Genomic DNA, 26,612 nt, shown 5'->3' with positions numbered 1-26,612 from the left:
AGGTGACATACATGGGCATCAAGGCTGAAGAAATCAGCAGTCTGATTAAACAACAGATTGAGAATTATGAATCTGAACTTAAAGTAAGCGAAGTTGGTACAGTTATCCGTATTGGTGACGGTATCGCTCTTGCTCATGGCCTCGACAACGCCATGGCTGGAGAGCTTCTAGAGTTCTCTAACGGTGTTATGGGTATGGCTCAAAACCTAGAAGAAGGTAACGTTGGTATCGTTATTTTAGGTCCATACACAGACATCAAAGAAGGCGATGAAGTTCGTCGTACAGGTCGTATTATGGAAGTACCAGTTGGTGAAGAACTAATTGGCCGTGTTGTAAACCCACTAGGTCAACCAGTGGATGGACAAGGTCCAATCAACACAACTAAATCTCGTCCAATCGAAAGCCCAGCTTTCGGTGTAATGGCTCGTAAATCAGTACACGAACCACTACAAACTGGTATCAAAGCGATTGACGCACTTGTACCAATCGGTCGTGGTCAACGTGAATTAATCATTGGTGACCGCCAAGTTGGTAAAACATCTGTAGCAATCGATACAATCCTTAACCAAAATGACCAAAACATGATCTGTATCTATGTTGCAATTGGTCAAAAAGAATCTACTGTACGTGGTGTAGTAGAAACTTTCCGTAAACATGGCGCTTTAGATTACACAATCGTTGTGACAGCTTCAGCTTCTCAACCAGCTCCATTATTATTCTTAGCACCATTCGCTGGTGTATCTATGGCAGAGGAATTCATGTTACAAGGTAAACACGTATTAATCGTGTATGATGATCTTTCTAAACAAGCATCAGCTTACCGTGAACTTTCACTTCTTCTTCGCCGTCCTCCAGGTCGTGAAGCATACCCTGGTGACGTTTTCTACTTACACAGCCGCTTATTAGAACGTGCTGCGAAGTTAAATGAAACATATCAAAATGGTTCAATCACAGCTCTTCCATTCGTTGAGACACAAGCTGGGGATATCTCTGCATACATCCCAACTAACGTTATCTCAATCACTGATGGACAAATTTTCTTACAATCTGACTTATTCAACTCAGGTGTACGTCCAGCGATTAACGCCGGTCTTTCTGTATCACGTGTAGGTGGATCTGCTCAAATTAAAGCGATGAAAAAAGTTGCGGGTACACTACGTCTTGACTTAGCTGCATTCCGTGAGCTTGAATCTTTCGCTCAATTCGGTTCAGATTTAGATAAAATCACACTTGCTAAACTTGAGCGTGGTAAACGTACGGTTGAAGTTCTTAAACAAGACCTAAACAAACCACTTAAAGTTGAAAAACAAGTTGCGATCCTTTATGCATTAACTAAAGGTCATTTAGATGATATTCCAGTTCAAGATATCGTTCGTTTTGAATCTGAATTCTTAAGCTGGTTAGATACAAACCACACAAACGTTTTAGATCATGTTCGTACTACTAAAGAACTTGCTCCTGACGCGGAATACGTAGCAGCTTTAAATGCATTCAAAAAAACTTTCGCTAAATCAGAATAAGCAAGAAAAATAGTCGCTTGATTAAAAAACAAAAGGTGGTGAAATACCAGTGGTAAACTTACGCGAAATAAAAGGTCGTATTAATTCAACAAAGAGTACGAAACAAATTACGAAAGCGATGCAGATGGTTTCTTCTTCAAAGTTACGTCGTGCAGAGCAAAACGCTAAAGCTTACGTTCCTTACATGGAAAAAATTCAGGACGTAGTAGGCGCTATCGCTTCAGGTACAAAAGACAGTGGACATCCAATGTTAACTGCACGTCCTGTTAAGAAAACAGCTTACTTAGTCATTGGTTCTGATCGTGGTCTTGCAGGTGCTTACAACTCAAGTATCCTTCGTCAAGTGCAACGTACAATCAACGAGCGTCATAAATCAAAAGACGAATACGTGATTTTAGCAGTAGGTCGTGTTGTTCGTGATTACTTTGTGAAACGTGATCATAATGTTATTAGCAGTGTAGTTGCTCTTCCTGACCAACCAACATTCGCTGATATTAAAGAAATCGCTCGTAATGCTGTTGGTATGTTCATTGACGGTACGTATGATGAACTTTATATGTACTACAATCACTTTGTTAGCGCTATCGCTAACGAAGTGACAGAGAAAAAACTTCTTCCATTAACTGATATTGCAACTGTAAGCAGTAAAGCTTCTTATGAATTCGAGCCATCTGGTGAAGCAATTCTTGAAGTATTACTTCCACAATATGCGGAAAGCCTAGTTTACGGCGCATTATTAGACGGAAAAGCAAGTGAACATGCTTCTCGTATGACTGCTATGAAAAATGCAACTGATAACGCATCTGATCTTATCGGAGATCTTTCATTGCAATATAACCGTGCACGTCAAGCAGCAATTACACAAGAAATTACAGAAATCGTTGGTGGGGCTGCAGCCTTAGAATAGGCTTCAGCTCACCAATGTCGTATAAGAATACGATAGGAGGGTACACAGTAATGAATAAAGGACATGTTATTCAAGTAATGGGTCCGGTTGTTGACGTAAAATTCAACAATGGCCAATTACCAGCAATCTATAACTCATTAACAGTTAAGATTGAACGTCCTAATGAAGAACCAACAACTCTTGCATTAGAAGTTGCACTTCATTTAGGTGATGATTCTGTTCGTACAATTGCAATGTCATCTACTGATGGCTTACAACGTGGAGCAGAAGTAACAGACTCAGGAAAAGCTATCTCAGTACCAGTTGGTGAAGTGACTCTTGGTCGTGTATTCAACGTATTAGGAGAAGTAATCGACTTAGGTGAAGAAATTCCAGCTGATGCTCGTCGTGATTCAATTCACCGCGAAGCACCAACTTTCGATGAGCTTTCAACTTCAGTTGAAATCCTTGAAACAGGTATCAAAGTAGTAGACTTATTAGCACCATACATCAAAGGTGGTAAAATCGGTCTATTCGGTGGTGCCGGTGTAGGTAAAACTGTATTAATCCAAGAATTAATCAATAACATTGCACAAGAGCACTCAGGTATCTCTGTATTCGCTGGTGTAGGTGAGCGTACTCGTGAAGGGAACGACTTATTCTTCGAGATGAGCGATTCAGGCGTTATCAAGCAAACAGCGATGGTATTCGGTCAAATGAACGAGCCACCAGGTGCACGTATGCGTGTAGCTTTAACTGGTCTTACAATGGCAGAATACTTCCGTGATGAGCAAGGTGCAGACGTACTTTTATTCATCGACAATATCTTCCGTTTCACACAAGCAGGTTCTGAGGTTTCTGCCCTATTAGGTCGTATGCCTTCTGCGGTAGGTTACCAACCAACACTTGCAACTGAAATGGGTAAATTACAAGAACGTATCACATCTACTAACAAAGGATCTGTAACTTCTATTCAAGCGATCTATGTACCAGCCGATGACTATACTGACCCGGCTCCAGCTACAACTTTCGCCCACTTAGATGCAACTACTAACCTTGAGCGTAAATTATCTGAAATGGGTATCTACCCTGCGGTTGACCCATTAGCTTCGACTTCTCGTGCATTATCACCAGAAATCGTAGGCGCTGAGCACTACGCAGTAGCAACTGGCGTACAACGTACAATCCAACGTTACCGTGAATTACAAGATATCATTGCTATCTTAGGTATGGATGAGTTATCTGATGAAGATAAACAAACAGTTGAACGTGCTCGTCGTATTCAATTCTTCTTATCTCAAAACTTCCACGTTGCGGAACAATTCACTGGTCAAAAAGGTTCTTACGTTCCTGTTAAAGAAACGGTTCGTTCATTCAAGGAAATCCTTGATGGTAAACACGATCACCTACCAGAAGATGCTTTCCGTTTAGTTGGATCTATTGAAGAAGTAGTTGAAAAAGCGAAAAGCATGGGCGTAGAGGTTTAATACTAGGGACGAGGAGGAAAAAATATGAAGACAGTTACAGTCAATATTGTCACTCCCGACGGCCCAGTATACGATTCTGAAGTATCAATGGTAATCGCGAAAACAACTTCAGGTGAGATCGGTGTTCTTGCTGGCCATATTCCAATGGTTGCTCCACTTGCAATTGGTGCAGTGAAGCTGAAAAAAGAAGACGGTTCAACAGAAGTTGTAGCTGTAAGCGGTGGTTTCATTGAAGTTCGTCCAGAAAAGATCTCAATTTTAGCACCTTCTGCTGAAATTGCTGAAAACATCGATGTTCAACGTGCTAAAGAAGCCGTTAAACGCGCTGAAGGACGAATTCAAAGCAAACAAGATAACATTGATTTCAAACGTGCTGACCTAGCATTAAAACGTGCGTTGAATCGTATCAACGTTCATGAGGGTAATATCTAATTCAATTTTTAACGGGCAGATTCAATATCTGCCCGTTTTTTAAATGGAGGAACACGATGTGGAAATTTATGAAGCAGTAGGGCAAGAAGCTTTAATGGGGATTCTATCGCATCTATTTTTTATTGCTATCACATTTTACGCTTTGCAGGCCTTCATGCTAGAAAAACTATTTAAGAAAAATAAAGTTTTTCAAATACAGTTGATTTATATTTTGTTGAGCATTGCGATAGGCACAGCAGTTTCTAATTTCTTTCTTCAAATTTCAGGATGGTCTGGAAAACTTCCGTACTTATTTTAAATTTAGCGAAGTTAACATAATATATAGACGGAAGCATAATTTTATAGGTACATATTTCGAAGGGCTCCATAAGATAACTTATGTGGTCCTTTGAAATATGTACAAAAGAGGTTTAACAATCCATATAAACGGATATATTTTAGTCACGAACTTTCGTTATGTATAAGAGAATTACATTTTTTTCCGTGTTATTGGTCATTCACAAAAAAAAAAATAATGCGTACAATAAATAAATAGCAAAATATCAATAAATGCATTAAAATAGTGATTTGGACGCTTGAACGAGCGTGTGAAAAGTTGTACTATAAAGTTGTTTGTTTACTGATTATGACATTATACATCTTTTTTTAAAATAAATTTTCGATAGGTTAAGAGATTGAATTCGGAGGGACGTAGGGTGGATAAAATTATAGTGACTGGCGGCCAAAAGCTACAGGGAAAAGTTCGTGTAGAGGGCGCAAAAAATGCAGTGTTACCAATCCTGGCAGCAGCTTTACTTGCTTCAAAAGGAGAAAATGTAATTAAAGAAGTCCCTAACTTAGCAGATGTTTATACCATAAATGAAGTACTTAAAAGTCTAAACGCTGATGTTACATATATACCAGAAGACAATATAGTATATATAGACGCAACAAAGGATCTTTCAAGTGAAGCTCAATTTGAATTTGTGAGTAAAATGCGTGCATCTATTTTAGTGATGGGTTCTTTACTTGCTCGAAATGGCTTTGCACGTGTAGCTTTACCGGGTGGTTGTGCAATCGGTTCACGACCAATAGAATTACATTTAAAAGGCTTTGAGGCAATGGGCGCAAAAATTTCATTTGGGCACGGGTATGTGGAAGCGAAGGTAGAGGGTCGTTTACAAGGTGCGAATGTGTATTTGGATTTCCCAAGTGTTGGAGCTACAGAAAATATTATGACGGCTGCATCTTTAGCAAAAGGAACGACTGTCATTGAAAATGCAGCAAAAGAACCAGAAATTGTAGATCTTGCTAACTTCATTAATAGTATGGGTGGGCGTGTTATCGGTGCAGGTACGAATACGATTCGTATAGAAGGCGTTGACACATTATATGGAATAGAACATCATATTATTCCAGACCGTATTGAAGCAGGTACATTTATGGTAGCCGCAGCGATAACAAAAGGTGATGTAACGATAGAAAACGCTGTGCCAGAGCATATGACGGCTTTAATAGCTAAAATGCGAGAAATGGGCGTTGAAATTACAGAGCTAGATGAAGGTATACGCGTACATGTACCGCAAACATTAAAAGCCGTGGATATTAAAACAATGCCACATCCAGGATTCCCAACGGATATGCAATCACAAATGATGGCCTTAATGTTAACTGCTGAAGGTACGAGTATTATTACTGAAACTGTTTTTGAAAACCGTTTTATGCACGTAGAAGAGTTTCGTCGCATGAATGCAGGTGCAAAAATTGAAGGCCGCTCTGTCTTTATCGAAGGGCCAGTAGACCTACAGGGAGCTGAGGTTATGGCAACAGATTTACGAGCTGCCGCTGCACTAATTTTAGCTGGTCTTGTGTCAGAGGGTATTACGAGAGTTACAAAGCTTCACCATTTAGATCGTGGTTATGTAGACTTTCATGGGAAATTAGCGTCACTTGGCGCTAATATTGAACGTGTAACAACGATGGAAGTTGTACAAAAGGAAAAAGCTTCATTGGAATTACCAACAAACTAATGATATTGAAATCTCTTTGCTTATAATAAGCAAAGAGATTTTTTGTTGTTAAATCAAAATCTACTCTTCAAAACAAGATAATAAGTCTTTTACGTTTAGTAGAACGCTCATATATTAAAGAGTTCTCGCATATTATTCCATATGAAAAAATGGATAATGAGTATTGGTGTTATTTGTTTAATTGGCGCATTATATATGCTTCCTTTAGCATTCAGTGAGAGACGAACGGAAGACAATTTTAACAATTCTCCACAAACGACGGAAAAAGCCTGTGAAATATTCATAGAAGTGGAGGGACAGCAGGAAAAAATTCCTTTAGAAACGTATATAGTGGGTGTAGTTGCTGCGGAAATGCCCGTTTCTTTTAATAAAGAAGCTTTAAAAGCACAAGCAATTGCAGCAAGGACATATGCTCTGAAAACGACAAATTACGGCAAGAATACCATTGCACCTACAGTTGCAAGGCAAGTTTACTATAATAAGGAACAAAGAAAAGCAAATTGGACTAGCAATTTCCCGGGAAATGAAAAGAAAATTGTCGAAGCCATTACAGAAACACAAGGACAAGTACTTCTATATGATAATGAATTAATAACGGCAATGTTTCATTCAACGAGTAATGGGAAAACGGAGAGTGCTTATGGCTACAGCGGTAATGACTTACCATATTTACAAAGCGTTACAAGTATGTCCGATCAAGCATCTCCAAAGTTTGCAACAATAGAAGAATGGACGTTAGCCGAATGGAATGCCTTGTGGCCGGTTAAATGGCAGGCGACAGACTTTGGCCGTATACAATTGTTCCTTAATGATTCAGGACGTGTTGAACGGTTACAGATGGGGAAAAACGTCTGGTCAGGTAGAGAGGTTAGAACACTCTTACAATTACCGTCAACAGATTTTAAGATTTCATATAGTAGAGATACTGGAAAAGTTCAAGTAGCAACGAAGGGATATGGTCACGGAGTTGGTATGAGTCAGTATGGTGCAAATGCGATGGCAGGTGAAGGAAAGACCGCCTCAGAAATTTTACACTATTATTATCAAGAAGTTGAGATAAAAAAAATAGATGCATGTTTAAAATAGCTTCTAGTTGTTCACACTGCAACTAGAGGTGATGAAAATGAGAGAGGATAAAAATAGTAAAACTTCTCAAAATGAAAAAGGACAATTGCAGAAAAAACCTTGGTTTTGGCCGGTAGTATACGGTGGGGGTGCGTTAGTGTTAGCAGGTTTGTTATTTGGTTACAATAGTCTCGTATCAAAAGAAGAGGCGCCTTTACCAGATTTAGCACAGGTAGACCCAGGTCCAGTAGTTGAAACAAATGCACGAACAGAAAACATGAAGTATCCATTCAAAGAAGCTGACTTTAGTAAAGTACAAGTTTCACAGGAATTTTATGAGTTAGAAGCCAATGAAGAGTCACGTGAGAATGCTTTAATGGTATTCAATCAAACTTTTACAACTTCATCAGGCATTTCTCTTTCTATGAATGGAGAGGAATTTGAAGTAGTTGCTGCGTTGAGTGGTAAAGTACTAGAAGTAAAACTAGATGCATTCACAGGCAATAAAATCGTTCTAGAGCATGCAAATGGTATGCAAACACATTACAGCTCTGTGAAGGATATTGTCGTAAAAGAAGGCGATGAAGTTACACAAGGTCAGGCACTTGGAAAAGCGACTGACAATGAGTGGAATCAAGCAGCTGGCGTACACATGCATTTTGAAGTACTAGAAAACGGGAAATATATCAATCCTAAAAAATTACTAGCATTTTAAAAAAATCAGCATTTTAACGAGAAAGTGCCAAACGTGTTCTGAATAGCTTTGTCCTCACATAAGGTGAAGAAATGCGCAGACGTGCATCTGATGCCAAAGCCATTTTGTGAAATTGTGTGGAAAGGACGAAGAACGTGCACGAGCACATTCGGAAGCGCTGCATACGCCTCGGTGAATTATTGATTGAGACGCGTGAAACTGTGCGTGTCCTCGCGAAAATGACAGGTTACTCAAAAAGTACGGTGCATAAAGATTTAACAGAGCGATTACCAACAATTCATGAAGGATTAGCTGATCAAGTGAAAGAGATTCTCGCCTACCATAAAGCCGTACGTCATATTCGTGGAGGAGAGGCAACGAAAAACAAGTGGAAAGAAAGAGCGAGTCAATAATGATTCGTTCTTTTTTTGTACTTTGCTACTTGTGTACATATAATTGTAGGAAAACAAGCGGAATAACTAAATTTAGGTGAAATTACCAATGGGGTGTGATAAAATATTCTAGATAAATAGACAATAGGAACGTTATGTAGTTTGAACTGGCGGGAAGGAGAAATTTAAAATGTTTTCGAAGGATATAGGCATTGACTTAGGAACTGCGAACGTATTAATTCACGTAAAAGGTAAAGGAATCGTCCTTAATGAACCTTCAGTGGTAGCAATAGATAAAAAGACAAACAAAGTTTTAGCTGTAGGAGAAGAAGCTCGTCAAATGGTGGGTCGCACGCCCGGTAATATAACTGCAATTCGGCCATTACGCGATGGAGTGATTGCAGATTTTGATGTTACTGAAGCGATGCTTAGACATTTCATCAATAAATTAAATTTAAAAGGATTTTTATCTAAACCACGTATCTTGATTTGCTGTCCTACAAATATTACAAGTGTAGAGCAAAAAGCTATTCGTGAAGCCGCTGAAAAATCTGGTGGTAAAAAAGTATATTTAGAGGAAGAGCCGAAAGTTGCGGCAATCGGTGCAGGTATGGATATTTTCCAACCAAGCGGCAATATGGTAGTTGATATCGGTGGTGGAACTACAGATATTGCAGTACTTTCAATGGGTGACATTGTAACAAGTGAGTCTATTAAGGTAGCGGGCGACGTTTTTGATAATGATATTTTGCAATATATTAAAAAGGAATATAAATTGCTAATTGGTGAGCGTACAGCAGAAGCAATCAAAATGACAATCGGCACAGTTTTCAAAGGTGGACGTAGCGATTCAATGGATATTCGCGGTCGTGATATGGTAACAGGCTTACCTCGTACAATTACGATCCATTCTGAAGAAATTGAACGTGCATTACATGAATCGGTAGCAATGATCGTACAATCGGCTAAAAACGTGTTGGAAAAAACTCCGCCTGAGCTATCAGCTGATATTATTGATCGCGGTGTAATTATTACTGGTGGTGGCGCATTGCTGCACGGTATGGACCAACTGTTAATTGAAGAGTTAAAAGTACCAGTCTTTATTGCTGAATATCCAATGGACTGTGTGGCAATTGGCACTGGCATTATGCTAGAAAATATTGATCGTGTTCCAGCATCCCTATAAAAATACAATGAGGTGATTCCTTTGTTCAAAGGGTTTTATACAGTAGCAACAGGTATGATAGCACAACAAAGACGAACAGAATTACTGACAAACAACTTATCAAATGCAAGTACACCTGGATTTAAAGCTGATCAATCTACAATTCGTTCATTTCCAGATATGCTAATGTCGAGCGTAGGTAAAACAAATGCACCTGCCAATCAGCAATCCGGCTCGCAGTATATGAGCCAAGTTGGTGCATTAAATACAGGAATTTATATGCAAGAAACATTGCCAAATTACATACAAGGTCAAATCTACAGCACTGATTTAACGACAGATATGGCCCTTATTGATGGATACTTACCGCAAAATGAAGATGGTGTTACTGGCTCAATTTTCTTCCGTCTGGCACATCCAGACGGCGGAGAAGCCTATACACGTAACGGGAATTTTACATTAGATGGTCAAGGCTATTTAGTCAATGCGCAAGGTCTTTACGTATTATCAGACAGTGGACAACGCATCCAGCTACCAAATGATGATTTCCGTCTTGATCAGGATGGTACAATTTTTGTAAATAACCAGCAAGTAGCGCGTGTAGGTGTATCATTTGCTGCCAATCCGAACATGCTAGTTAAACAAGACAATGGCTTAATTCGTACAGAAAATGGAGACGCTTTACCTACTGCTTACGGTGCGAATGGCGTATCGTTTACATTAGGTCAAAATTATTTAGAGCGCTCTAACGTAGACTCTGGTCGCACAATGACAGACTTAATGACAGCGTATCGAGCTTTCGAAGCAAACCAAAAAGTGTTACAGGCTTATGATCGCAGTATGGAAAAGGCTGTTAACGAAATCGGCAAACTATAATAAGCGAACAGGAGGCGTTTTCCCATGCTACGAACAATGATTACGGCAACGAATACAATGGGCCAATTGCAAAATAAACTAGATACAATTAGTAATAACATCGCTAATAGTGGTACGCATGGCTATAAGACTCAGCAAGCTACTTTCAATGAACTAATGTATCAGCAATTTAATACTGATAAACAGGACCCTACTGTGCGCCAATCACCAGTAGGTATACGCTATGGCTCTGGCGCAATGCTTGGCCAAGTTCAAACGAATCATAAGCAAGGTTCCCTTCAAACAACAGATCGTGACCTTGATTTTGCTTTTACAAAGCCAAAACAATATTTCAACATTTTAATGCCAGATGGTGAAAATGGTACAAAAACAGTGTATACTCGTCAAGGTGACTTTTATTTATCACCTTTAAATAATGGGACGGTAATGCTTGTTAATACAGATGGCTATCCAGTAGCTGATGCAAATGGACAGCCTATAACATTACCTGATAACGTAAAAGGATTCGCTGTTCGCGATGGAGGCTCGTTAGAAGCAACATATCCAAATGGAGATATTATTCGGACGGATTTAGCTGTAACAGAATTCCAAAAGCCACAGCTAATGGAGCATGTATCTGGCACATATTTAGGCTTACCAAATAACTTAGCAGAGCTAGGATTTACACAAGCTGAAGTTGTAACAGATTTACAAGGCGCAAATCGTCAGCAAATCGGCATGCAAAATGGTACACTCGAATTATCGAATGTAAACTTGTCGAAGGAAATGACAGATTTAATTGAAACACAACGTGCTTATCAATTTAATGCAAGAGCCGTAACACTAGCTGACCAAATGCTAGGGCTAATTAATGGCATAAGATAAGTTACGTTTGAGTAAGTAATGAAGGGGTACAATATCTATGACAAACGATTCACGTCGACGTTCTGTGCCGACACAAAAAACCGATACGCCACCAGAAGAGAAGGGACGTCGCTCAAATGGAGAGCAACGCGAGGTTCGATGGGTGCAAATACGGCTGATTCCGATTTGGTTACGTGTTGTACTTGTTATTGTTTTAATCATTGTTGCTGCTATTTTAGGTACGATGGTCGGCTACAGTGTGATTGGTCAAGGAAAAGCAATGGATGTCTTTAATTTAGAAACATGGCGGCATATATTTGACATAATGAATGGTAAAGAATAATAATATTCTTTACCATACTTTGTGTTATCACATAAAAAGGTTTAATACTGCAATCTGTATATCAAATGCGCGCTTTTGGATTAGAACAAAGGCGAATTGTATTTGAGACCTTCATTCTGTTGTCCGAGCTGGCTCGTTGCTTGCTAAATGGAGAGGATTCGGAATTGGAGGTTTAGTACGTATTTTATGTAAAAAGCCAACTTACATACTTAAGAGGGGGAAAAGAAATGTTAACAGCAGAACAAATTCAAGCAATTTTACCACACCGTTATCCTTTTTTATTCGTAGATCGTATTGTGGAATTAGAGGAAGGCAAGCGTGCGGTAGGTTTCAAAAATGTATCAATTAATGAGGATTTCTTTAATGGACATTTTCCAGGATATCCAGTTATGCCAGGTGTTCTAATTGTTGAAGCATTAGCACAAGTTGGTGGTGTAGCCTTATTAAAATCTGAGCAATATCAAGGACGTTTAGTGTTTTTAACGGGCATTGATAATGCACGCTTTAAGCGTCAAGTAGTACCAGGCGATCAGCTTCGATTAGAAGTGGAATTCATTAAATTGCGCGGTTCTATGGGTAAAGGACACGGAATTGCGACTGTTGATGGCGAGCTTGTTTGTGAGGCAGATATTTTATTTGCAATAGGGCCAGAACAACCAAAACAGCCTTAATTTGCAATTATAGGCTAAAAGTTATAAAATAATCTTGTCGAATAGTGTTCTTATTGTCAATTTTTTTTGACAGATATTAGTATAGTTTTAATAATACGATGGAATTGTATTGAAATACATGAGATTTTAGGTTTTTTAAAAAGTAGGAGGATTATATAGATGTATAAGGAATTGTCTTCAGGTGTTAAAATTAGCATTACGCGTTCGATTTCAACATCTTTCGAATCATACTTAGCAAGTATTGGTTGGGAAGAAGAGCGCTTTTCTATGGAAGACTTCATTGCTAGCTGGCAGTCTTATTTTCAGGAAAATGCCGCTTGGATCGAAAAAATCCCAGCCGATGTTTTGATGAGTACTGAATTCCATGAAGAAATGGCAAAAAAAATCGATGAAGTAATTGCAAAAATTTTAAATGAAGAACCAACCGCTAAACAGATCGAAACAATTGATGCATTACAAAAAGAGTTAGGTACAAACTATTCTTATAATTGTAAAGCAGAAGCAGCTTATATTGAGCAGTTGCTAAAAGAAAAACAAAAATAGTTTTTGTACAAAAAATCGGATAGTTCCCTCCTTTCCCGGGCAATCTATGTAGGATCACAAATGCACAAGTTGTATTTGATGACATAGTACTCAAGAAAGGAGGTTTTTTAATATGTGGAAAATGTCATTTTTAACCATTATTCTTGCTACCGTATTCCTTGGAGGTTGTAACTGGGGTAACAATGCGGCTAATGAAACCCCAATGGAAAATGTGAAGAACGACGTTCGAGAAGGTGTTAACGATGTTGAAGATGTTGTTGATCCAAATAAGAATCATGATGTCTATGATCGCAACGTAAACAACAACACTCGTGGCACTGTGAACGACGGTACAGTAAACGAAGGCACAGTAAATGAAAACACTGTAATGCCTGAAGCGACTACACCAGGATCAAATGCGGATGTAAATGGCTCAAATGGCTATGATAACGTTCCTAATGCAAATGGTGTAAACGGTGTTGAAAGAAACAACAATGCTGTTAATGAACGTAATACCATGACTACTCCATAAATACAAAAAGTGATTCCGTCAATCGGAATCACTTTTTTTATATTGAGCTGGGTGAATCCTGCTGTGCGGAAGGTAGGTGATGAATTCCACGGAAGTGAGGAGTGATTCCGCGAAAGAAGAGTGTGATTCCGCGGAGCAGAGATATGATTCCGCGAAAGCAAGGAGTGATTCCGCGGAGCAGAGGAAGAATTCCGCGAAAGAAGAGTGTGATTCCGCGAAAGCGAGGAGTGATTCCGCGGAGCAGAGGTGTGATTCCGCGAAAAAGAGGAGTGATTCCGCGGAGCAGAGGTAGGATTCCGCGAAAGGTAGGTGATGGATTCCGCGAAAGCGAGGAGTGAGATTCCGCGGAGCAGAGGAAGAATTCCGCGAAAGCGAGGAGTGATTCCGCGGAACAGAGGAAAAATCCCGCGGAAGCGAGGTGCAATTCCGCGGAGCAGAGGTAGGATTCCGCGAAAAAGAGGTGTGATTCCGCGAAAGCGAGGAGATTCCGCGGAGCAGAGGTAGGATTCCGCGAAAGAGGGGTTTAATTTCGCGGAGTAGAGGAAGAATTCCGCGGAGCGGAGGAGGAATTCCGCGAAAGTGAGGTATGATTCCGCGAAAGCGAGGAGTAATTCCGCGGAGCAGAGGAAGAATTCCGCGGAACAGAGGAAGAATCCCGCGAATCACGCAACAAGCAGTCCTCAAAAAAATCTTATGCGGAAGTCCGCATAAGATTTGATCAAAAGAACTGCTTCATATAATCTGTTAAATTTTCAGGGAGATGGTAAACGCGATTTTTAGTCGTACCGATACTAGGAAAATTAAATTTTCGCAATAAGCGATTTGCTGCATCACTTGATTCAATGCCGAAGAATTTGCGCAATTGACTATTGGTTATAGTCCGATTCACAAGCAATTGATAATCCTGTAGTGCTTCTGCAAATATCTCCTTGCTTGTGTGGTGGCATACAGAACATTTCCAAATGCCTCGATAATAAAACATTTGATTTTTGTATTTGCATTTTGGACAAAGTACTCCATGGCGGAAGCGCGAGGAATCTAAGCGAGTTAATAATTCTTGTGGTTGATGTTGAGTTCGAATTAGTTGCACAAAACGGGTTAGTTGTTCATCCGTTAATATTGGTTTGGAGTATTTTTTATAAAGACTTTGAATATGACTCTGCAGTCCGGATACATGGAAAATAGGAACTGTATTCGGATGATTTTCAATGATAGCGGATGGATTAGAAAAAATAACTGCGCCTTCTATAGGGAGAGAATAATTTTTAGATATAATTTTAATGAATTGAATATGCCGTTGGATTTGAGTAATAGCATTTGGAAAGCCTTTAACTGTTCCATCAGGTTTTGTCCGAGTGCATTGATATGTAAGGCCATCGAAATCTAGCTTTCCACTTATATTCTTTATTTCCACAACTAACATGAAATGATTACAAATAAAGAGTGTATCGAGTTGATGAGAATGCTTAGCTGCATTCGCAAGCACAATATTATGCAATACAAAAAAAGTATTTGGACATATTATTTCATACCATTCTTTATCGACTCTTTGTTCACCGGCGAAACCAGCATCGAGCCTCCGAAATTGTTCAATAAAATAGCTAGCCTCAGGATCTCGCTCCCGTAACCGTTTCAATAAAGCTTCGAGCCATAATAATTTTAACGGTTTCTTACGAATGACAAAATTCATTTGAGTTCACCCCTTTTTTACACCATATTTTATTCAAAAATGACAACTTGTCCAGCACAAAAAAACGATACGTTATACAACGCATCGCTAAAATTAATCATTTTTAAGTTTTGGTCGTTCTTTCATACCTTTTGAGAAGCGGTCTAGTAACTCTACTTGCGAAACACCCTCTGTTAGGAGATCAGCGAGTAATTGTTCAGCGTATTTTGAACGCTTAATTTTTAAAGTACCTTTTAATAGCACAGAGATATGCTCGCCAATTTCTTGCACAGTATGAACGACAACTCGAAATGGCGCTGGTTCATTATCTGGAAATGAAATAACTGCTCGCACATTAAATACTGTAGCATTCGCTAATAACTCATCAAAAATCGGTCGATATTGTCGATCGATAAACAGTTCAAGAATCCACGATTGATGGCTGTTTTCCTGGTTAATAATAATGCCATCGACTAAAGGAAATGCTTGCATGCCCTCTTGAGTGACAAGGTCAAAGGAAAGCATTTTAAATGTTTTCATTATGTATCCTCCTAAGTCGGTCATTCATTTTAGTATAACATAATCAATTACAGCTTGTTGCTGATGAGTCTGTTACTTCAATTCTCCATTAAATATGCAAAATTTAATTTTTGTGGAAAGTACTATTTTACTTACAGCCATCAAGACTCTAAACGGAAAAAAATCAATACTATAAAAAATAAACGGATGAAAAAACGATTTTTCGGATTGAATAACGCCTTAAATATTAAAAATCGACTTTTGCCAATATGGACTGCCATCTTGTAAGATGAGAGCAATTAAAAGCAAAGGAGGTGAATTGATGAACCAAGTCGGACTGGTTGGAAGACTTACGAAGGATCCTGTGTTAAGGCAACTATCTAGAAATCGAGTGCAATCTCATTTTTCCCTCGCCATTAATCGCAATTACAAAAACAGTCGTGGGGAAGTAGAAACTGACTTTATACTTTGTACAGTATGGGGAAAGCTGGCAGAGCATATCGTTAGATTTTGCGGAAAAGGCTCATTGATTGGGATTAATGGCCGCATTCAGTCCAGATCATTTATGAATGAAGAAAGCACAAAAATTTATATTACTGAAGTGGTTGTAGAAGATGTCCGCTTTTATAGGCTGAAGCCGCCAGATAGTGACGGGAGCAAAGTACCACCATCTTCATCCGTCAATCAGGAGATTCTTAAGGATTTTGTATTACCAGAGAAAGAGTTGCAATTACCAGTAGTATAACCGACTATCGCAATACATACGGAGCAATGCTAAAACATTTTCTAAATTCGCCATTCTCCTATAAGAATGCTAAGCACTTGCGCCGTAATAAATTAATTAGAAGGGATTGATGTGTTCTTTAAATAATACTTGTCATTGCTGAAGACCGCACAGCAATGAACATTTCACACAACTAAATATTAGAAGTAAGTAGGAAAGAAGAAAAACATTGTTCACTGAAATGTTGTTAATGAAAAGAGCGCCAAGAACGTTAAGCTCTTGGCGCATTTTTAAGATAAATTATAATCCAGTGACATTAGATCACGAAGTTCATCATCATCTAGCTCTGTTAACCACTGGCTCGATTGAATGAGTTCCTCTGATAATGCAGATTTCTGTGCCAGCATTTTATCAATTTTTTCCTCAATGGTCCCTATGGTCACAAACTTATGCACCTGCACAAATTGTGTTTGCCCAATTCGGTAGGCACGGTCTGTTGCTTGATTTTCAACAGCAGGGTTCCACCAACGATCGGCATGCAATACATGGTTTGCAGCAGTTAAGTTTAACCCTGTTCCTCCTGCCTTTAATGAGAGAATGAATATAGGGAATTCACCTGCTTGAAAAGCCTCTACTAAACGGTCACGTTGCTGTTTAGGCATAGCACCGGTTAAAAATGGTGCATCAACATTATAAATTTCGCTGAAACAATGCTGTAGTAATTGTCCCATTCCAATATATTGTGTGAAAATAAGACATTGTTCACCATTGTCCACGATTTCCGCTGCCATGTTTACAATACGCTCTAGCTTGACGGAACGTGTAAGCATCGTTGAAGCATCCTCGAAAGGTTCCTTTAAATAAAGTGCAGGGTGATTACATAATTGCTTTAATTTACTAAGCATCTTTAAAACACGGCCTTTCTTTTGAAAGCCTGTTAGTTGCTCTAGCTGATCAAGCGTTTCTAAAATATAACCTTCATACAGTGATGCTTGTTCTGCGGTTAATGCACAATAGGCATGTGACTCTTGCTTATCAGGTAAATTAAGCTGTAAATTCGGATCTCGCTTTGTACGACGAAGTAAAAACGGTTGAATTTTCGCACGTAGCTTTTGCTTATGTGACTCTGATTCATCGCGTTCAATAGGTAATATAAATTCTTCGTTAAAGCGTCCAAAGCTTCCTAAATAACCTTTATGAATAAAATCAAAAATAGCCCAAAGCTCCGATAATCGATTTTCAACAGGTGTCCCTGTTAGAGCTATATGGTGGCTACCATGTAATTTTCGTATCGAACGAGATTGTAATGTCTGCATATTTTTTATATTTTGTGCCTCGTCTAGTACAACAGTTGCCCAATTAATTTCTTGTAAAAATTCTGCATCCTGTGACACTGTACCATAAGTAGATAAAATAACATGCGGTTTTTCTTGTTCGATAAGTCTTACAAATGCATCTTCTTTCGTTCGATTTGCTTGATAATGCGTATGCACGACCAACGATGGAGCAAAGCGGGCAAGCTCTTTTTGCCAGTTACCAAGTACTGAAGTCGGACAAATAATAATGGTTGGCTCTTTGGCATCCGTTGTTTCATAGACATGCAGTAAATAACAAATAAGCTGCACGGTTTTGCCAAGTCCCATGTCATCAGCTAGACAGGCTCCAAAACCTTGTTCGCGCATAAAGATAAGCCATTCAAATCCTTCTTGCTGATAGGGACGTAAGCTAGCATTTAATGAAAGGGGCACTGGTACTGGTGGAAGACCTTTCTTTTCCTGAAGCTGCTCCATATAAGATTTTAAAGATTGCTGTAACTCAAAGGCGAAAAGTGGATCGTCACGCATTGCATCATCGGCATCTTCTTCTTCCTCAGGCACAGATAAATCTTCAGGTAGCTCGCGGAATAAAAGCTCACGAACAGTCCAACTTTCATCTTCAGCCTGTTGCATTAAAGCACGCATTTCTTGCATCCAATTGGCATCCACTCGGAACCATTCTGTACCAATGCGAATGAATTCTCGTTTTTCATCGACAAGCTTTTTAAATTGCTCGGCTGATATCGATTCACCATTCATTGAAAATTGCCATTTAAACGTCAAAATATCATCAAGCCCAGCAACTTTTTTCGTTGATATATTTCCTGTACTAACACGTACGCGAATTTTTGATTGTTTTAAATCTTTTAGCCACGCTGGTAGCACAACATCAAAACCGAGTGCCTGTAACCGTGCTAAGTCTTCACGTAAAAATTTGCGAACTTCTAAATCGTCTAGCGTAACATGAATAAAGACATCAGGTTGTAAATCTTCAATTGATAGCAGCTCTACAATCTGTGTTTGTTGTTGTTTAATATCAAGCGCAAATGCTTGCCATTTAGTCGGTAATGCATCTGCTAATGGTAATAATTTTTTACGAACAGCGGGTGTCCAGTAATTTTTTGTTGAAACAGTACTTAAAACAGTTTCCAAAAGCCAAACTTCCGAATCTTCCTCAGGCTCACTTAAACGTAGAGAAACAGTAACAGCGCCAGCTTGGCGATCCTGCTCTAGTGGCCAGCCACCACGTTCGAAAAATGGGAGTAGCTTAGGCACATCAGACACAAGTAATCCAGCGTGAGCGAGTTTTTGTTGCACGGCTATTTCAAGTAATTCTGTATCTTCACCTTCTATAGAAAATGACAGTGAAGAAAAATCATCTGCAATTACTGCATGGGACCAAAGTGAAGGTTCCTGCCAGTATTGCTGTAATTTTTGTGCTTGTTCTATCATCGTACTACTTTCAGCATTAATCCCTTGCCAATGGATAAATGGGTGACTGTAGCGCGAAGAAAAGATATCGAGTAATTCGGCAGTAGAAATATCGATGGAAAGCTCTGTACGATTGGTCATTAAGCCATAAGTATTTGCCTCATAGGTGAAAAATAATGAAGAAATAAGTGTCTCTACCTCTATTGCGGTACCACTTGCAGTAAAGCCCTGCACCGTATAATTGCCATTCTGAGCTGATTCAATGCGTAGCTGTAGTCTTTTCGTAAACGGAGAGGGAGCATTTAATGTCATCATACTAAGTTTCCTTTCTCAATCTCTTCCTGTAGTGCACGAAGTCTTTTATATTCTGCACGGATTGTTTGCATGTATGTTTCAAAATAAGCAACTTTTCCTGCTCGTTTTGCTGCGCTTCGCATACTTTTCCATATACGTACAGCTTGCTTATAATTCATACGTGATTTTTGTGTAATCTCTGCCATCGCATAGACATGATACAAAGGTAATACTGCTGCAGGAGCTATGTGTAATACATCCTTTAGACCACACATTTCCAAATAAGAAAATGAGGAAACATTTAACTGATGTAAAGCCGCCCATTCACGGTAGCGTTCTTTTCGAATAAGGAAGAAAGAATATGGCTGTAATCCGTATACACCGAACGCACTATATAACGTAGTTTCTTCCTCCTCAGTCAATTGTATATCTTCATATAAAAGTTGGAATTGTCGCACGTATTGCGCTCGCTGTACGACGGGCACAGTTTCTTGTAAAAAAGCTTCAGCAAATGGGAGCATAGCACGCAAAATTAATGCTTGTGAATGTGACTCGCCAGCTCGCTTTGCAAAAGTAGCTAATTCGAACAAGTCTTGCATCTGTGGTAAGGCAACGTGTGCAATGCTTTCCTGTAATAATTGTTCTTTTTGTAATAGCACATAAAATATAAGCTTTAATGATTGTAAAGAAATCTCGGGTGACAGATTGTCGAGGTTGCTAATAAGTATAAGCTCCTGTTCGCGTCTAGGCTTCTCATAAAAAAGCACTGCCCACAGCAGCATGTAGATTTGCAGTCGATTGGCAAACAGCCCTTCGCGTTCAAGTAAAAAGTTTCGGACGATTTGCTGAAGTGCATCATAAAATGGATCGGTTGCAAAAAGCCGAGAGCGATTCGTTAATTCTGTCAGTATACTTTCAAATGATTGCACACTTTGGTCGATAAAGTATTTCATATAGGGTGAATCTAATGAATGCCCCTGTGTATTGTTTAAATGACGCCAAATCACATTAAAAATGGACAGCTCTATAAATAGCTTATAGATAGGCTGCCATTCACGTTCAAATGGCATATGTTTGCGTAGTCGCTCCAATGCATCAGAACGAATTGCCGAAAGTCCGTAGCCTTCTAAAATGCGACCAGACGGTAACAGACGTTTCATTACTTCATCGACCATCAACTGCCAGCTTTCAGGACTACGTTCATCAGCCAATGATTTTAACTGCACTGATTTTTGGGAACGCCAAGCACTAGACCAGTTTTGTACCGAATCAAAGTACTGATAGAGAGCAAGTAGTGCGCCAACCTGATGTCGACACCATTTTTGTTGGGGACAGTTACAGCTTAAAGTCCCGTGAGCAAAATCAATTTCTACAGTTGCAGGTCTCACATCCTGTACGCTTGCATATAATATAGAACTTGCTCCATTAAAACGATCAAATACGATAGATTTGTTACGTACAGAAAAAACTGCACGACGCATAAGTTCCTCGTCTTCGCTAGAGGACGGATGTAAATCCTGCTCAGCTTCTTTTAATTTAGCAAGTATAAATTGTTGATATTCCTTAGCTAGTTGCGAAATAGACAAAGCCATAACCTCACTCCTCTCAATTGCATTGGCCAATGACTTTAGCTTTAATTTGGATGACAAAAAATGTCATACGTAGTATTAAGGAAAAAAGACTGTCTTTCCATTATACGATTAAAATGCGGACATGATAAGCTGAATGATCAGAAAGAAAAAATTTGAACATAAGATGGTTAACAAGTACGTTTATTTGTGTTAAAATCTGAATAATCAGATAACGAGGAGGGATGAAGGATGATGCAGGTTCAGTACATGAAGCCGTTCTACACGAAAATTTCTGGAGATAAATTGCGTCTCGTATTTGCTTATCAATATTTCTCAATATTAAAAGAGAATGAGATTTTTCATTTCATTCCAATTGAAGGGAAAGAAATGATTATCAACTTGCATACACAACAAATCGAAAATTTATCTGAGGTATTTGTTTTCCAAAAAGGGAATCGTTTTATTCGATTACCACTTTATCAACTATTACTCATTACAAATGTTCATGAACATTTAACGCCAATTCTTGAAAGCGCTACACCAAAGCCACAGTTACCCCTTGTCTCTTCCGCAACTGTTGGTGAGATAGATCAGCTTATTACAGAAATTGAGCAAAGAAATATTGATTATTTAATAGATCAAGCGTTATTAGATTACAATGAAGCGCTCTTTTTTGAGCTATTACATCAAAAGAGCACACAATTCGGAGGTTAACAAAAATTGAATACTAGGTACAGCAAATGAGCACCCACTTTTCATGAAGAAGAAGCGGGTGCTTTAACAGTTTAATTGAGAAAGTTTTAATCGTTCCACCTTCAATTATTTGGATATATTACCAATAGTACTTAAAAGCGATTGGCTGACACCGATATAAATAAAAATACTGTTCGCAAGGGGGTGGGGAGATGCTAGGAAAGTGGTCTGCTACGGGAATGTCGATATTAAATAATATGAATAACCATTATAGTGCAATGAGCAAGGCGATGTTGCGAATTTCTTCGGGCTATCGCATTAATAGTGCAGCCGATGATCCGGCGGGTCTTGCGATATCTGAAAAGATGCGCGCCCAAATCCGTGGATTGAATATGGCATCGAAAAATATTCAAGATGGAATTTCACTTGTGCAAACAGCTGAAGGTGCGCTTAATGAAACGCATGCAATGATACAAAGAATGCGAGAGCTAGCAGTAGAAGCGTCCAATGATACACTAACCGATAGTGATCGTCAGCAACTCGATAAGGAATTTCAAGAGCTAAAAAAAGAAATTCAGCGCCTTTCAAAAGATACTGAGTTTAATACGAAAACATTACTGAATGGTGATTATTCGACGAATGGTCTCAAAATTCAAGCAGGTGCAAATGCGGGGCAAAGCATTGAGTTGTTCATTAATGATATGGGAGCTGGGGCACTCGGTTTAGATGACACTACTTCTATTGCAACACGCGATGATGCAAACAAGGCAATTTCAACGATGGACGAGGCATTAAAGCGAGTATCATCTGAGCGTTCGCGTCTAGGTGCATATCAAAATCGACTAGAACATGCATATAATGCGAATATGAATACAGCAGAAAACTTAACCGCTGCGGAATCACGAATTCGCGATGCTGATATTGCGAAGGAAATGATGAATATGGTGAAATCACAAATTTTGCTACAAGCCAGCCAATATGTACTGGCACTTCACATGCAACAGGCACAATCAATTTTAAAATTGCTAGAAAGCGGAACAATAAGGAATCCCAGATACTAATGGCGATTCCTTATTGTTTTTTGTTTTAGATGGAATCGCCGATAGAATTGCACGAATCGCCGGTAACCCGGAAGAAATCGCCGATAGAAGCCCATGAATCGCCGATAAACCATTTGATTTAACAAATTTAGTACCTGTAAACCACAGTAAATTTTTAATTTCCAACACCCTATTTTTCTACAACTTTTATGCTGTTATAGTAAAAAGAAAAGGAGTGAAGTTATTGATTGTTAAACCTTTTGCACCATCATCGCTGACATTGGGATTGCAAGCGCTTGTTCGACGATTGCATCCTTCACATCCACAGTTAACACTCTTACAACAGGAGCTGAAAAATAAGGAAGCGGGCGATTTTGCAGAACATTATATTTTGAAAGAGCTAGAAAAGTTACCACAGCTCAGTGACTGTCACATCTTCCACAATGTTATGCTTCCTACGGTACTCCCCATGCAAATCGACATTTTAGTCATTACATCAAGCGGTGTTATTATATTAGAAATTAAAAATATACGTGGTACTGTTCATTTCAAAAATGACCCGCGCCAGTTAATTCGTACTTTAGATACAGGAGAAATTCAAGTTTTTACGCATCCTGAAATTCAACTGGAACAGTATATTCAGGCAATGCACCATGTTCTTAACAAGCATGATATTATGATACCGATATATGGAGCAATTGTTTTTCCTTTTAATAATGTAGAAATACATCGTGAGGGTCAAGGGCTGCCAATATTAATGGGAAGAGAACTCCCAATGTATTTGCATAAGTTATTAGCAGGGAATTGCTACGACTGAAATAACAAACATTATTTTGTCACAATTACAACACAGAAAGCCTTATCCGCTTTGCCGATATTATCAAATTGAGGTCAGTGCTTTACAAAGAGGCGTTTTTTGCGAAAATTGTGGGCACTATGAGATGGAAAAGCTGAAAAGAACTTGGTTATGTCAGAGATGCCAGCACCGATGTACTGATGCACATGTACAAGCACTAAAAGATTATTACATGCTTGTTGGAGATACGATAACGAACAGGGACTGTCGTGAGTTTTTGAAAATTGATAGTGAGTATATCGCTAAACGATTATTGCAAAAATCGTTGCCAACACGATGTAACACAGGCAAATATACGAAGTACTACTTGTCTAGATTGTTGGAATCGCCGATAAGAGTCTCGAAATAGCCGGTAAACCAGTATAAATCGCCGATAGAAGTCGATGAATCGCCGTTAACCCGGAAGGAATCGCCGATAGAAGCCCGCGAATCGCCGATAAACCAATCCAATCACTTCCAAAAAGCTACGATAAACCCAACAAAATGTAAAAAGCGCATAGAAAATACTGCAAAATAACAAATTGATTCACACTTTCCCTTGAAAGATGTATACTATAATGCAGAACAAAAATGTGAAAATGCATTTTATTGACCATATAAAAATTTACTACTCGTTTTTGAAACGGAAGGAAGAATAGAGAATGACGAAATCAATTTGTGTCGTTGGACTTGGCTATATCGGATTACCAACGGCTGTAATGTTTGCCAACCACGGCATAAAAGTACATGGGGTTGACGTAAACCCAGCAGCAGTAAAAAGTATTCAAGAGAAAAAACTTCATATTGAAGAAAATGGTTTACAAGAACGCCTAAATAAAGCAGTAGATGAAGGATTCTTAACAGCGTCAACGACACCACAAGAAGCAGATGTTTTCATTGTGGCAGTACCATCGCCAATTAACCCTGACAATACAGCGAATTTAGAATATGTACGTCAAGCAACGGCATCAATTGTGCCTTATGTGAAAAAAGGAAATTTAGTAATTCTTGAATCAACAGTACCACCGAAAACAGTAGAGCACGTTATGCTACCTGAGCTAATCAAAGCAAACCTAGAGTTCGGCATTGATTTATTTGTAGCACATTCACCAGAGCGCGTAATTCCTGGTCGTATTTTTGAAGAATTAGTGAACAACGACCGTATCGTTGGTGGGATTGATGAAAAATCATCTCAAATGACAAAAGAGCTTTACCAAACATTTGTAAATGGCACAATCCATTTAACTGATGCAACAACAGCTGAATTAGTAAAAGTTATGGAAAACACATACCGTGATGTCAATATTGCTTTTGCCAATGAGCTTGCAAAAATGGCTGAAAAATTAGACGTAAACATTTGGGAAGCAATTAAATTTGCTAACTATCACCCACGTGTGAATGTACACTTCCCAGGTCCTGGTGTAGGTGGACACTGTATCGCAGTAGACCCATGGTTCCTAGTTGAGCTAGGTGGCGAGCAAGCACAAATTATTCATATGTCACGTAATACAAATGACAGCATGCCAAGATTTACAGCACAAAAAACACAAGCGATTTTAAATGAAAACAAAATCGCAGGTGGCAAAGTAGCAGTGCTTGGACTAGCCTTCAAAGGAAACGTTGATGATATGCGTGAAAGCCCATCAACAATCGTTATTGATGAGCTACAAAATTTAGGCTTAGAAGTGATTTCTTATGATCCACACATTAAAGAAAACAAACATGCAACACAAACACAAAGCTTAGAAGAAGCAACAAAAGATGCTGACATCATCGTTGTGTTAACAGATCACAATGAGTTTAAAGCATATAACGCTGCGGATATTACTGTAAAAACAAAAATCGTCTTTGATACGAAAAACTGCTTAAACCGTGAAAAATGGCAAGAGGCTGGCTTCCAGTTCCACTTACTAGGGGATGCGAAAAACCGATGAAAGAAACAGTACTTGGCATCAACGTCAATACGGAAGGCTACGATGAATTAATGGATATGGCATTTGAGCGCATTGAAAACAAACAAAAAGCGCTCGTCGTTGCCATCAATCCAGAAAAAATTATCAAGGCAAAAGAAGACCCAGCACTAAAGAAGCTATTAAATGAAGCAGAATTTCAAATTCCAGATGGTATTGGTGTCATTCTTGCTTCGAAAATTCAAAAAGGGCAAATACGTGAACGTGTTACAGGCGTCGATATGATGATGAAGCTTTGTGAAGAAGCGGCAAAAAGAAGCAAGCCAATTTTCCTTTATGGAGGCAAACCTGGTGTTGCCGATGCTGCAAAAGCAAAGCTAGAATCACTATTTCCTTCTATTAAAATAGTTGGCGTACAGGACGGCTATGAAAAGGACGAACAAAAGGTCATCGATCGTATTAATGAAGCACAACCGGATTTACTATTTGTCGCGATGGGCAGTCCAAAACAGGAAAATTGGATTAACACTAATCGAGACCGATTGCACCCAACGATTTATCAAGGTGTTGGTGGATCGTTCGATGTGCTGGCAGGTACAGTAAAACGTGCTCCGGAAATTTTCCAAAAGTTTGGTCTTGAATGGTTTTACCGATTAATGAAAGAACCTAAGCGCATCAAGCGTCAGATCGCACTACCACTTTTCTTATTGGAAGTGGCAAGGCAAAAACGTCAATAATTTTTAAAAATTGGTATTGTCGTTTTAAATTGAAAGTGTTAGACTGTAGGTGTATAGGAATTTCCTCTATGAAATAATAGAATTCCCTGCAAGGAAACAACGGTTGGTAGCCCAAGCGAAAAAAGCTCAAGCATTTATATGCTTGAGCTTTTTTCGTTTTATCAAATAACTTAATTATCCAATATTTTATATCATTCTAGAAAATATGAACAACAGAATGGTAGAAAATTAGATTTTGTTGGAAAAGTTGCATATTTTCACTTGAAAAAAAACGCTTAATAGCCGACAATGGTAAAAGAGAGTTCGATGTCCACTATTTTCCGGAAGTGAATTAGTAATTTTCCCAAAATATGATTGACAACTTTTAGGGATACAACTATACTTTTATGTGTAGTTGTTTATTTACTACATAACTATGTAGTAGAGACATAATTTT

The 26,612-nt window shown here is 38.9% G+C and carries 27 protein-coding genes; 23 read left to right on the top strand and 4 right to left on the bottom strand.

Annotation, left to right across the window (positions count from 1 at the left end):
* Nucleotides 1–11: 11 nt before the first annotated feature.
* The 17 genes from atpA to NSQ74_RS00355 all read left to right on the top strand — a co-directional run bounded on the left by atpA (nucleotide 12) and on the right by NSQ74_RS00355 (nucleotide 13,775).
* Nucleotides 12–1,520: a F0F1 ATP synthase subunit alpha gene (gene atpA, locus NSQ74_RS00435; protein WP_340820978.1), complete on the top strand. Its 1,509-nt coding sequence runs from the start codon at nucleotides 12–14 to the stop codon at nucleotides 1,518–1,520.
* A 49-nt stretch (nucleotides 1,521–1,569) separates the two neighbouring features.
* Nucleotides 1,570–2,427 (top strand): ATP synthase F1 subunit gamma, encoded by an 858-nt coding sequence (gene atpG, locus NSQ74_RS00430; RefSeq protein WP_340820977.1) that lies wholly within the window; start codon nucleotides 1,570–1,572, stop codon nucleotides 2,425–2,427.
* A 50-nt stretch (nucleotides 2,428–2,477) separates the two neighbouring features.
* Nucleotides 2,478–3,893: a F0F1 ATP synthase subunit beta gene (atpD, locus tag NSQ74_RS00425; protein ID WP_340820976.1), complete on the top strand. Its 1,416-nt coding sequence runs from the start codon at nucleotides 2,478–2,480 to the stop codon at nucleotides 3,891–3,893.
* A gap of 24 nt (nucleotides 3,894–3,917) precedes the next feature.
* Nucleotides 3,918–4,325 carry a F0F1 ATP synthase subunit epsilon gene (locus NSQ74_RS00420; protein ID WP_340820975.1) on the top strand — a complete coding sequence of 136 codons (408 nt, stop codon included), beginning with the start codon at nucleotides 3,918–3,920 and terminating at the stop codon, nucleotides 4,323–4,325.
* 58 nt (nucleotides 4,326–4,383) lie between these two features.
* Nucleotides 4,384–4,623, top strand: coding sequence for a DUF1146 family protein (locus tag NSQ74_RS00415; protein WP_340820974.1), 240 nt, complete (start codon nucleotides 4,384–4,386; stop codon nucleotides 4,621–4,623).
* Between the two features lie 397 nt (nucleotides 4,624–5,020).
* Nucleotides 5,021–6,334, top strand: a complete 1,314-nt coding sequence (gene murA / locus NSQ74_RS00410; RefSeq protein WP_340820973.1) for a UDP-N-acetylglucosamine 1-carboxyvinyltransferase — start codon at nucleotides 5,021–5,023, stop codon at nucleotides 6,332–6,334.
* 141 nt (nucleotides 6,335–6,475) lie between these two features.
* Entirely contained in the window at nucleotides 6,476–7,420 is a 945-nt protein-coding gene (gene spoIID / locus NSQ74_RS00405; protein ID WP_340820972.1) for a stage II sporulation protein D, read from the top strand.
* Nucleotides 7,421–7,457: 37 nt separating this feature from the next.
* The gene (locus tag NSQ74_RS00400) at nucleotides 7,458–8,114 is read left to right on the top strand and encodes a M23 family metallopeptidase (RefSeq protein ID WP_340820971.1); all 657 of its coding nucleotides are present in this window, start codon (nucleotides 7,458–7,460) and stop codon (nucleotides 8,112–8,114) included.
* A gap of 134 nt (nucleotides 8,115–8,248) precedes the next feature.
* Nucleotides 8,249–8,506: a sporulation transcriptional regulator SpoIIID gene (locus NSQ74_RS00395; RefSeq protein WP_340820970.1), complete on the top strand. Its 258-nt coding sequence runs from the start codon at nucleotides 8,249–8,251 to the stop codon at nucleotides 8,504–8,506.
* A 169-nt stretch (nucleotides 8,507–8,675) separates the two neighbouring features.
* Nucleotides 8,676–9,671: a rod shape-determining protein gene (locus NSQ74_RS00390; RefSeq protein WP_340820969.1), complete on the top strand. Its 996-nt coding sequence runs from the start codon at nucleotides 8,676–8,678 to the stop codon at nucleotides 9,669–9,671.
* Nucleotides 9,672–9,692: 21 nt separating this feature from the next.
* Complete coding sequence (locus NSQ74_RS00385; RefSeq protein ID WP_340820968.1) at nucleotides 9,693–10,526, top strand: flagellar hook-basal body protein; 834 nt, start codon at nucleotides 9,693–9,695, stop codon at nucleotides 10,524–10,526.
* Between the two features lie 24 nt (nucleotides 10,527–10,550).
* Nucleotides 10,551–11,390, top strand: coding sequence for a flagellar hook-basal body protein (locus NSQ74_RS00380; protein WP_340820967.1), 840 nt, complete (start codon nucleotides 10,551–10,553; stop codon nucleotides 11,388–11,390).
* 37 nt (nucleotides 11,391–11,427) lie between these two features.
* Nucleotides 11,428–11,712 (top strand): DNA-directed RNA polymerase subunit beta, encoded by a 285-nt coding sequence (locus NSQ74_RS00375; RefSeq protein WP_340820966.1) that lies wholly within the window; start codon nucleotides 11,428–11,430, stop codon nucleotides 11,710–11,712.
* 227 nt (nucleotides 11,713–11,939) lie between these two features.
* Nucleotides 11,940–12,383 carry a 3-hydroxyacyl-ACP dehydratase FabZ gene (gene fabZ, locus NSQ74_RS00370; RefSeq protein WP_340820965.1) on the top strand — a complete coding sequence of 148 codons (444 nt, stop codon included), beginning with the start codon at nucleotides 11,940–11,942 and terminating at the stop codon, nucleotides 12,381–12,383.
* A gap of 159 nt (nucleotides 12,384–12,542) precedes the next feature.
* Nucleotides 12,543–12,926 (top strand): hypothetical protein, encoded by a 384-nt coding sequence (locus tag NSQ74_RS00365; RefSeq protein ID WP_340820964.1) that lies wholly within the window; start codon nucleotides 12,543–12,545, stop codon nucleotides 12,924–12,926.
* 112 nt (nucleotides 12,927–13,038) lie between these two features.
* Nucleotides 13,039–13,437 carry a hypothetical protein gene (locus NSQ74_RS00360; protein ID WP_340820963.1) on the top strand — a complete coding sequence of 133 codons (399 nt, stop codon included), beginning with the start codon at nucleotides 13,039–13,041 and terminating at the stop codon, nucleotides 13,435–13,437.
* Between the two features lie 101 nt (nucleotides 13,438–13,538).
* Nucleotides 13,539–13,775, top strand: coding sequence for a hypothetical protein (locus NSQ74_RS00355; RefSeq protein WP_340820962.1), 237 nt, complete (start codon nucleotides 13,539–13,541; stop codon nucleotides 13,773–13,775).
* 380 nt (nucleotides 13,776–14,155) lie between these two features.
* Here NSQ74_RS00355 and NSQ74_RS00350 read toward each other — a convergent pair whose 3' ends face one another.
* Together NSQ74_RS00350 and NSQ74_RS00345 are read right to left on the bottom strand one after the other, a co-directional pair.
* Nucleotides 14,156–15,127, bottom strand: a complete 972-nt coding sequence (locus NSQ74_RS00350; RefSeq protein WP_340820961.1) for an NERD domain-containing protein — start codon at nucleotides 15,125–15,127, stop codon at nucleotides 14,156–14,158.
* 93 nt (nucleotides 15,128–15,220) lie between these two features.
* Nucleotides 15,221–15,646, bottom strand: a complete 426-nt coding sequence (locus NSQ74_RS00345) for a YwpF family protein (protein ID WP_340820960.1) — start codon at nucleotides 15,644–15,646, stop codon at nucleotides 15,221–15,223.
* 301 nt (nucleotides 15,647–15,947) lie between these two features.
* On the opposite strand from NSQ74_RS00345, the gene NSQ74_RS00340 reads away from it, so the two are divergent.
* Nucleotides 15,948–16,370 (top strand): single-stranded DNA-binding protein, encoded by a 423-nt coding sequence (locus NSQ74_RS00340; RefSeq protein WP_340820959.1) that lies wholly within the window; start codon nucleotides 15,948–15,950, stop codon nucleotides 16,368–16,370.
* A 269-nt stretch (nucleotides 16,371–16,639) separates the two neighbouring features.
* Here the strand turns inward: NSQ74_RS00340 and NSQ74_RS00335 are convergent, their stop codons facing one another.
* Nucleotides 16,640–19,411 (bottom strand): DEAD/DEAH box helicase, encoded by a 2,772-nt coding sequence (locus tag NSQ74_RS00335; protein WP_340820958.1) that lies wholly within the window; start codon nucleotides 19,409–19,411, stop codon nucleotides 16,640–16,642.
* Nucleotides 19,408–20,982, bottom strand: a complete 1,575-nt coding sequence (locus NSQ74_RS00330) for a hypothetical protein (RefSeq protein ID WP_340820957.1) — start codon at nucleotides 20,980–20,982, stop codon at nucleotides 19,408–19,410. Before NSQ74_RS00330 ends, NSQ74_RS00335 begins: the two co-directional genes overlap by 4 nt.
* 228 nt (nucleotides 20,983–21,210) lie before the next feature.
* Between NSQ74_RS00330 and NSQ74_RS00325 the strand changes: the two genes are divergently transcribed.
* The 5 genes from NSQ74_RS00325 (at nucleotide 21,211) to NSQ74_RS00305 (ending at nucleotide 26,176) form a co-directional block, all read left to right on the top strand.
* Nucleotides 21,211–21,675 carry a transcriptional regulator gene (locus tag NSQ74_RS00325; RefSeq protein ID WP_340820956.1) on the top strand — a complete coding sequence of 155 codons (465 nt, stop codon included), beginning with the start codon at nucleotides 21,211–21,213 and terminating at the stop codon, nucleotides 21,673–21,675.
* A 191-nt stretch (nucleotides 21,676–21,866) separates the two neighbouring features.
* Complete coding sequence (locus NSQ74_RS00320; RefSeq protein WP_340820955.1) at nucleotides 21,867–22,715, top strand: flagellin N-terminal helical domain-containing protein; 849 nt, start codon at nucleotides 21,867–21,869, stop codon at nucleotides 22,713–22,715.
* A 223-nt stretch (nucleotides 22,716–22,938) separates the two neighbouring features.
* Nucleotides 22,939–23,511 (top strand): nuclease-related domain-containing protein, encoded by a 573-nt coding sequence (locus tag NSQ74_RS00315; RefSeq protein WP_340820954.1) that lies wholly within the window; start codon nucleotides 22,939–22,941, stop codon nucleotides 23,509–23,511.
* Nucleotides 23,512–24,191: 680 nt separating this feature from the next.
* The gene (locus NSQ74_RS00310) at nucleotides 24,192–25,463 is read left to right on the top strand and encodes a nucleotide sugar dehydrogenase (RefSeq protein WP_340820953.1); all 1,272 of its coding nucleotides are present in this window, start codon (nucleotides 24,192–24,194) and stop codon (nucleotides 25,461–25,463) included.
* Entirely contained in the window at nucleotides 25,460–26,176 is a 717-nt protein-coding gene (locus tag NSQ74_RS00305; protein WP_340820952.1) for a WecB/TagA/CpsF family glycosyltransferase, read from the top strand. The genes NSQ74_RS00310 and NSQ74_RS00305 overlap by 4 nt, the downstream gene beginning before the upstream one ends.
* Nucleotides 26,177–26,612 lie beyond the last annotated feature (436 nt).

The sequence above is a fragment of the Lysinibacillus sp. FSL W8-0992 genome, assembly GCF_038008685.1.
Classification (GTDB): domain Bacteria; phylum Bacillota; class Bacilli; order Bacillales_A; family Planococcaceae; genus Lysinibacillus.
The sequence above is the reverse complement of the archived record's forward strand: the minus strand, read 5'-3'. Positions and strand labels throughout refer to the sequence as shown.

Excerpts from the sequence above, each read along its gene's own strand:
- atpA (WP_340820978.1), top strand. The coding sequence starts at position 12 with ATGGGCATCAAGGCTGAAGAAATCAGCAGTCTGATTAAACAACAGATT.
- atpD (WP_340820976.1), top strand. The coding sequence starts at position 2,478 with ATGAATAAAGGACATGTTATTCAAGTAATGGGTCCGGTTGTTGACGTA.
- NSQ74_RS00420 (WP_340820975.1), top strand. The coding sequence starts at position 3,918 with ATGAAGACAGTTACAGTCAATATTGTCACTCCCGACGGCCCAGTATAC.
- spoIID (WP_340820972.1), top strand. The coding sequence starts at position 6,476 with ATGAAAAAATGGATAATGAGTATTGGTGTTATTTGTTTAATTGGCGCA.
- NSQ74_RS00400 (WP_340820971.1), top strand. The coding sequence starts at position 7,458 with ATGAGAGAGGATAAAAATAGTAAAACTTCTCAAAATGAAAAAGGACAA.
- NSQ74_RS00390 (WP_340820969.1), top strand. The coding sequence starts at position 8,676 with ATGTTTTCGAAGGATATAGGCATTGACTTAGGAACTGCGAACGTATTA.
- NSQ74_RS00380 (WP_340820967.1), top strand. The coding sequence starts at position 10,551 with ATGCTACGAACAATGATTACGGCAACGAATACAATGGGCCAATTGCAA.
- NSQ74_RS00375 (WP_340820966.1), top strand. The coding sequence starts at position 11,428 with ATGACAAACGATTCACGTCGACGTTCTGTGCCGACACAAAAAACCGAT.
- fabZ (WP_340820965.1), top strand. The coding sequence starts at position 11,940 with ATGTTAACAGCAGAACAAATTCAAGCAATTTTACCACACCGTTATCCT.
- NSQ74_RS00365 (WP_340820964.1), top strand. The coding sequence starts at position 12,543 with ATGTATAAGGAATTGTCTTCAGGTGTTAAAATTAGCATTACGCGTTCG.
- NSQ74_RS00360 (WP_340820963.1), top strand. The coding sequence starts at position 13,039 with ATGTGGAAAATGTCATTTTTAACCATTATTCTTGCTACCGTATTCCTT.
- NSQ74_RS00350 (WP_340820961.1), bottom strand. The coding sequence starts at position 15,127 with ATGAATTTTGTCATTCGTAAGAAACCGTTAAAATTATTATGGCTCGAA.
- NSQ74_RS00345 (WP_340820960.1), bottom strand. The coding sequence starts at position 15,646 with ATGAAAACATTTAAAATGCTTTCCTTTGACCTTGTCACTCAAGAGGGC.
- NSQ74_RS00340 (WP_340820959.1), top strand. The coding sequence starts at position 15,948 with ATGAACCAAGTCGGACTGGTTGGAAGACTTACGAAGGATCCTGTGTTA.
- NSQ74_RS00335 (WP_340820958.1), bottom strand. The coding sequence starts at position 19,411 with ATGATGACATTAAATGCTCCCTCTCCGTTTACGAAAAGACTACAGCTA.
- NSQ74_RS00330 (WP_340820957.1), bottom strand. The coding sequence starts at position 20,982 with ATGGCTTTGTCTATTTCGCAACTAGCTAAGGAATATCAACAATTTATA.
- NSQ74_RS00325 (WP_340820956.1), top strand. The coding sequence starts at position 21,211 with ATGATGCAGGTTCAGTACATGAAGCCGTTCTACACGAAAATTTCTGGA.
- NSQ74_RS00320 (WP_340820955.1), top strand. The coding sequence starts at position 21,867 with ATGCTAGGAAAGTGGTCTGCTACGGGAATGTCGATATTAAATAATATG.
- NSQ74_RS00310 (WP_340820953.1), top strand. The coding sequence starts at position 24,192 with ATGACGAAATCAATTTGTGTCGTTGGACTTGGCTATATCGGATTACCA.
- NSQ74_RS00305 (WP_340820952.1), top strand. The coding sequence starts at position 25,460 with ATGAAAGAAACAGTACTTGGCATCAACGTCAATACGGAAGGCTACGAT.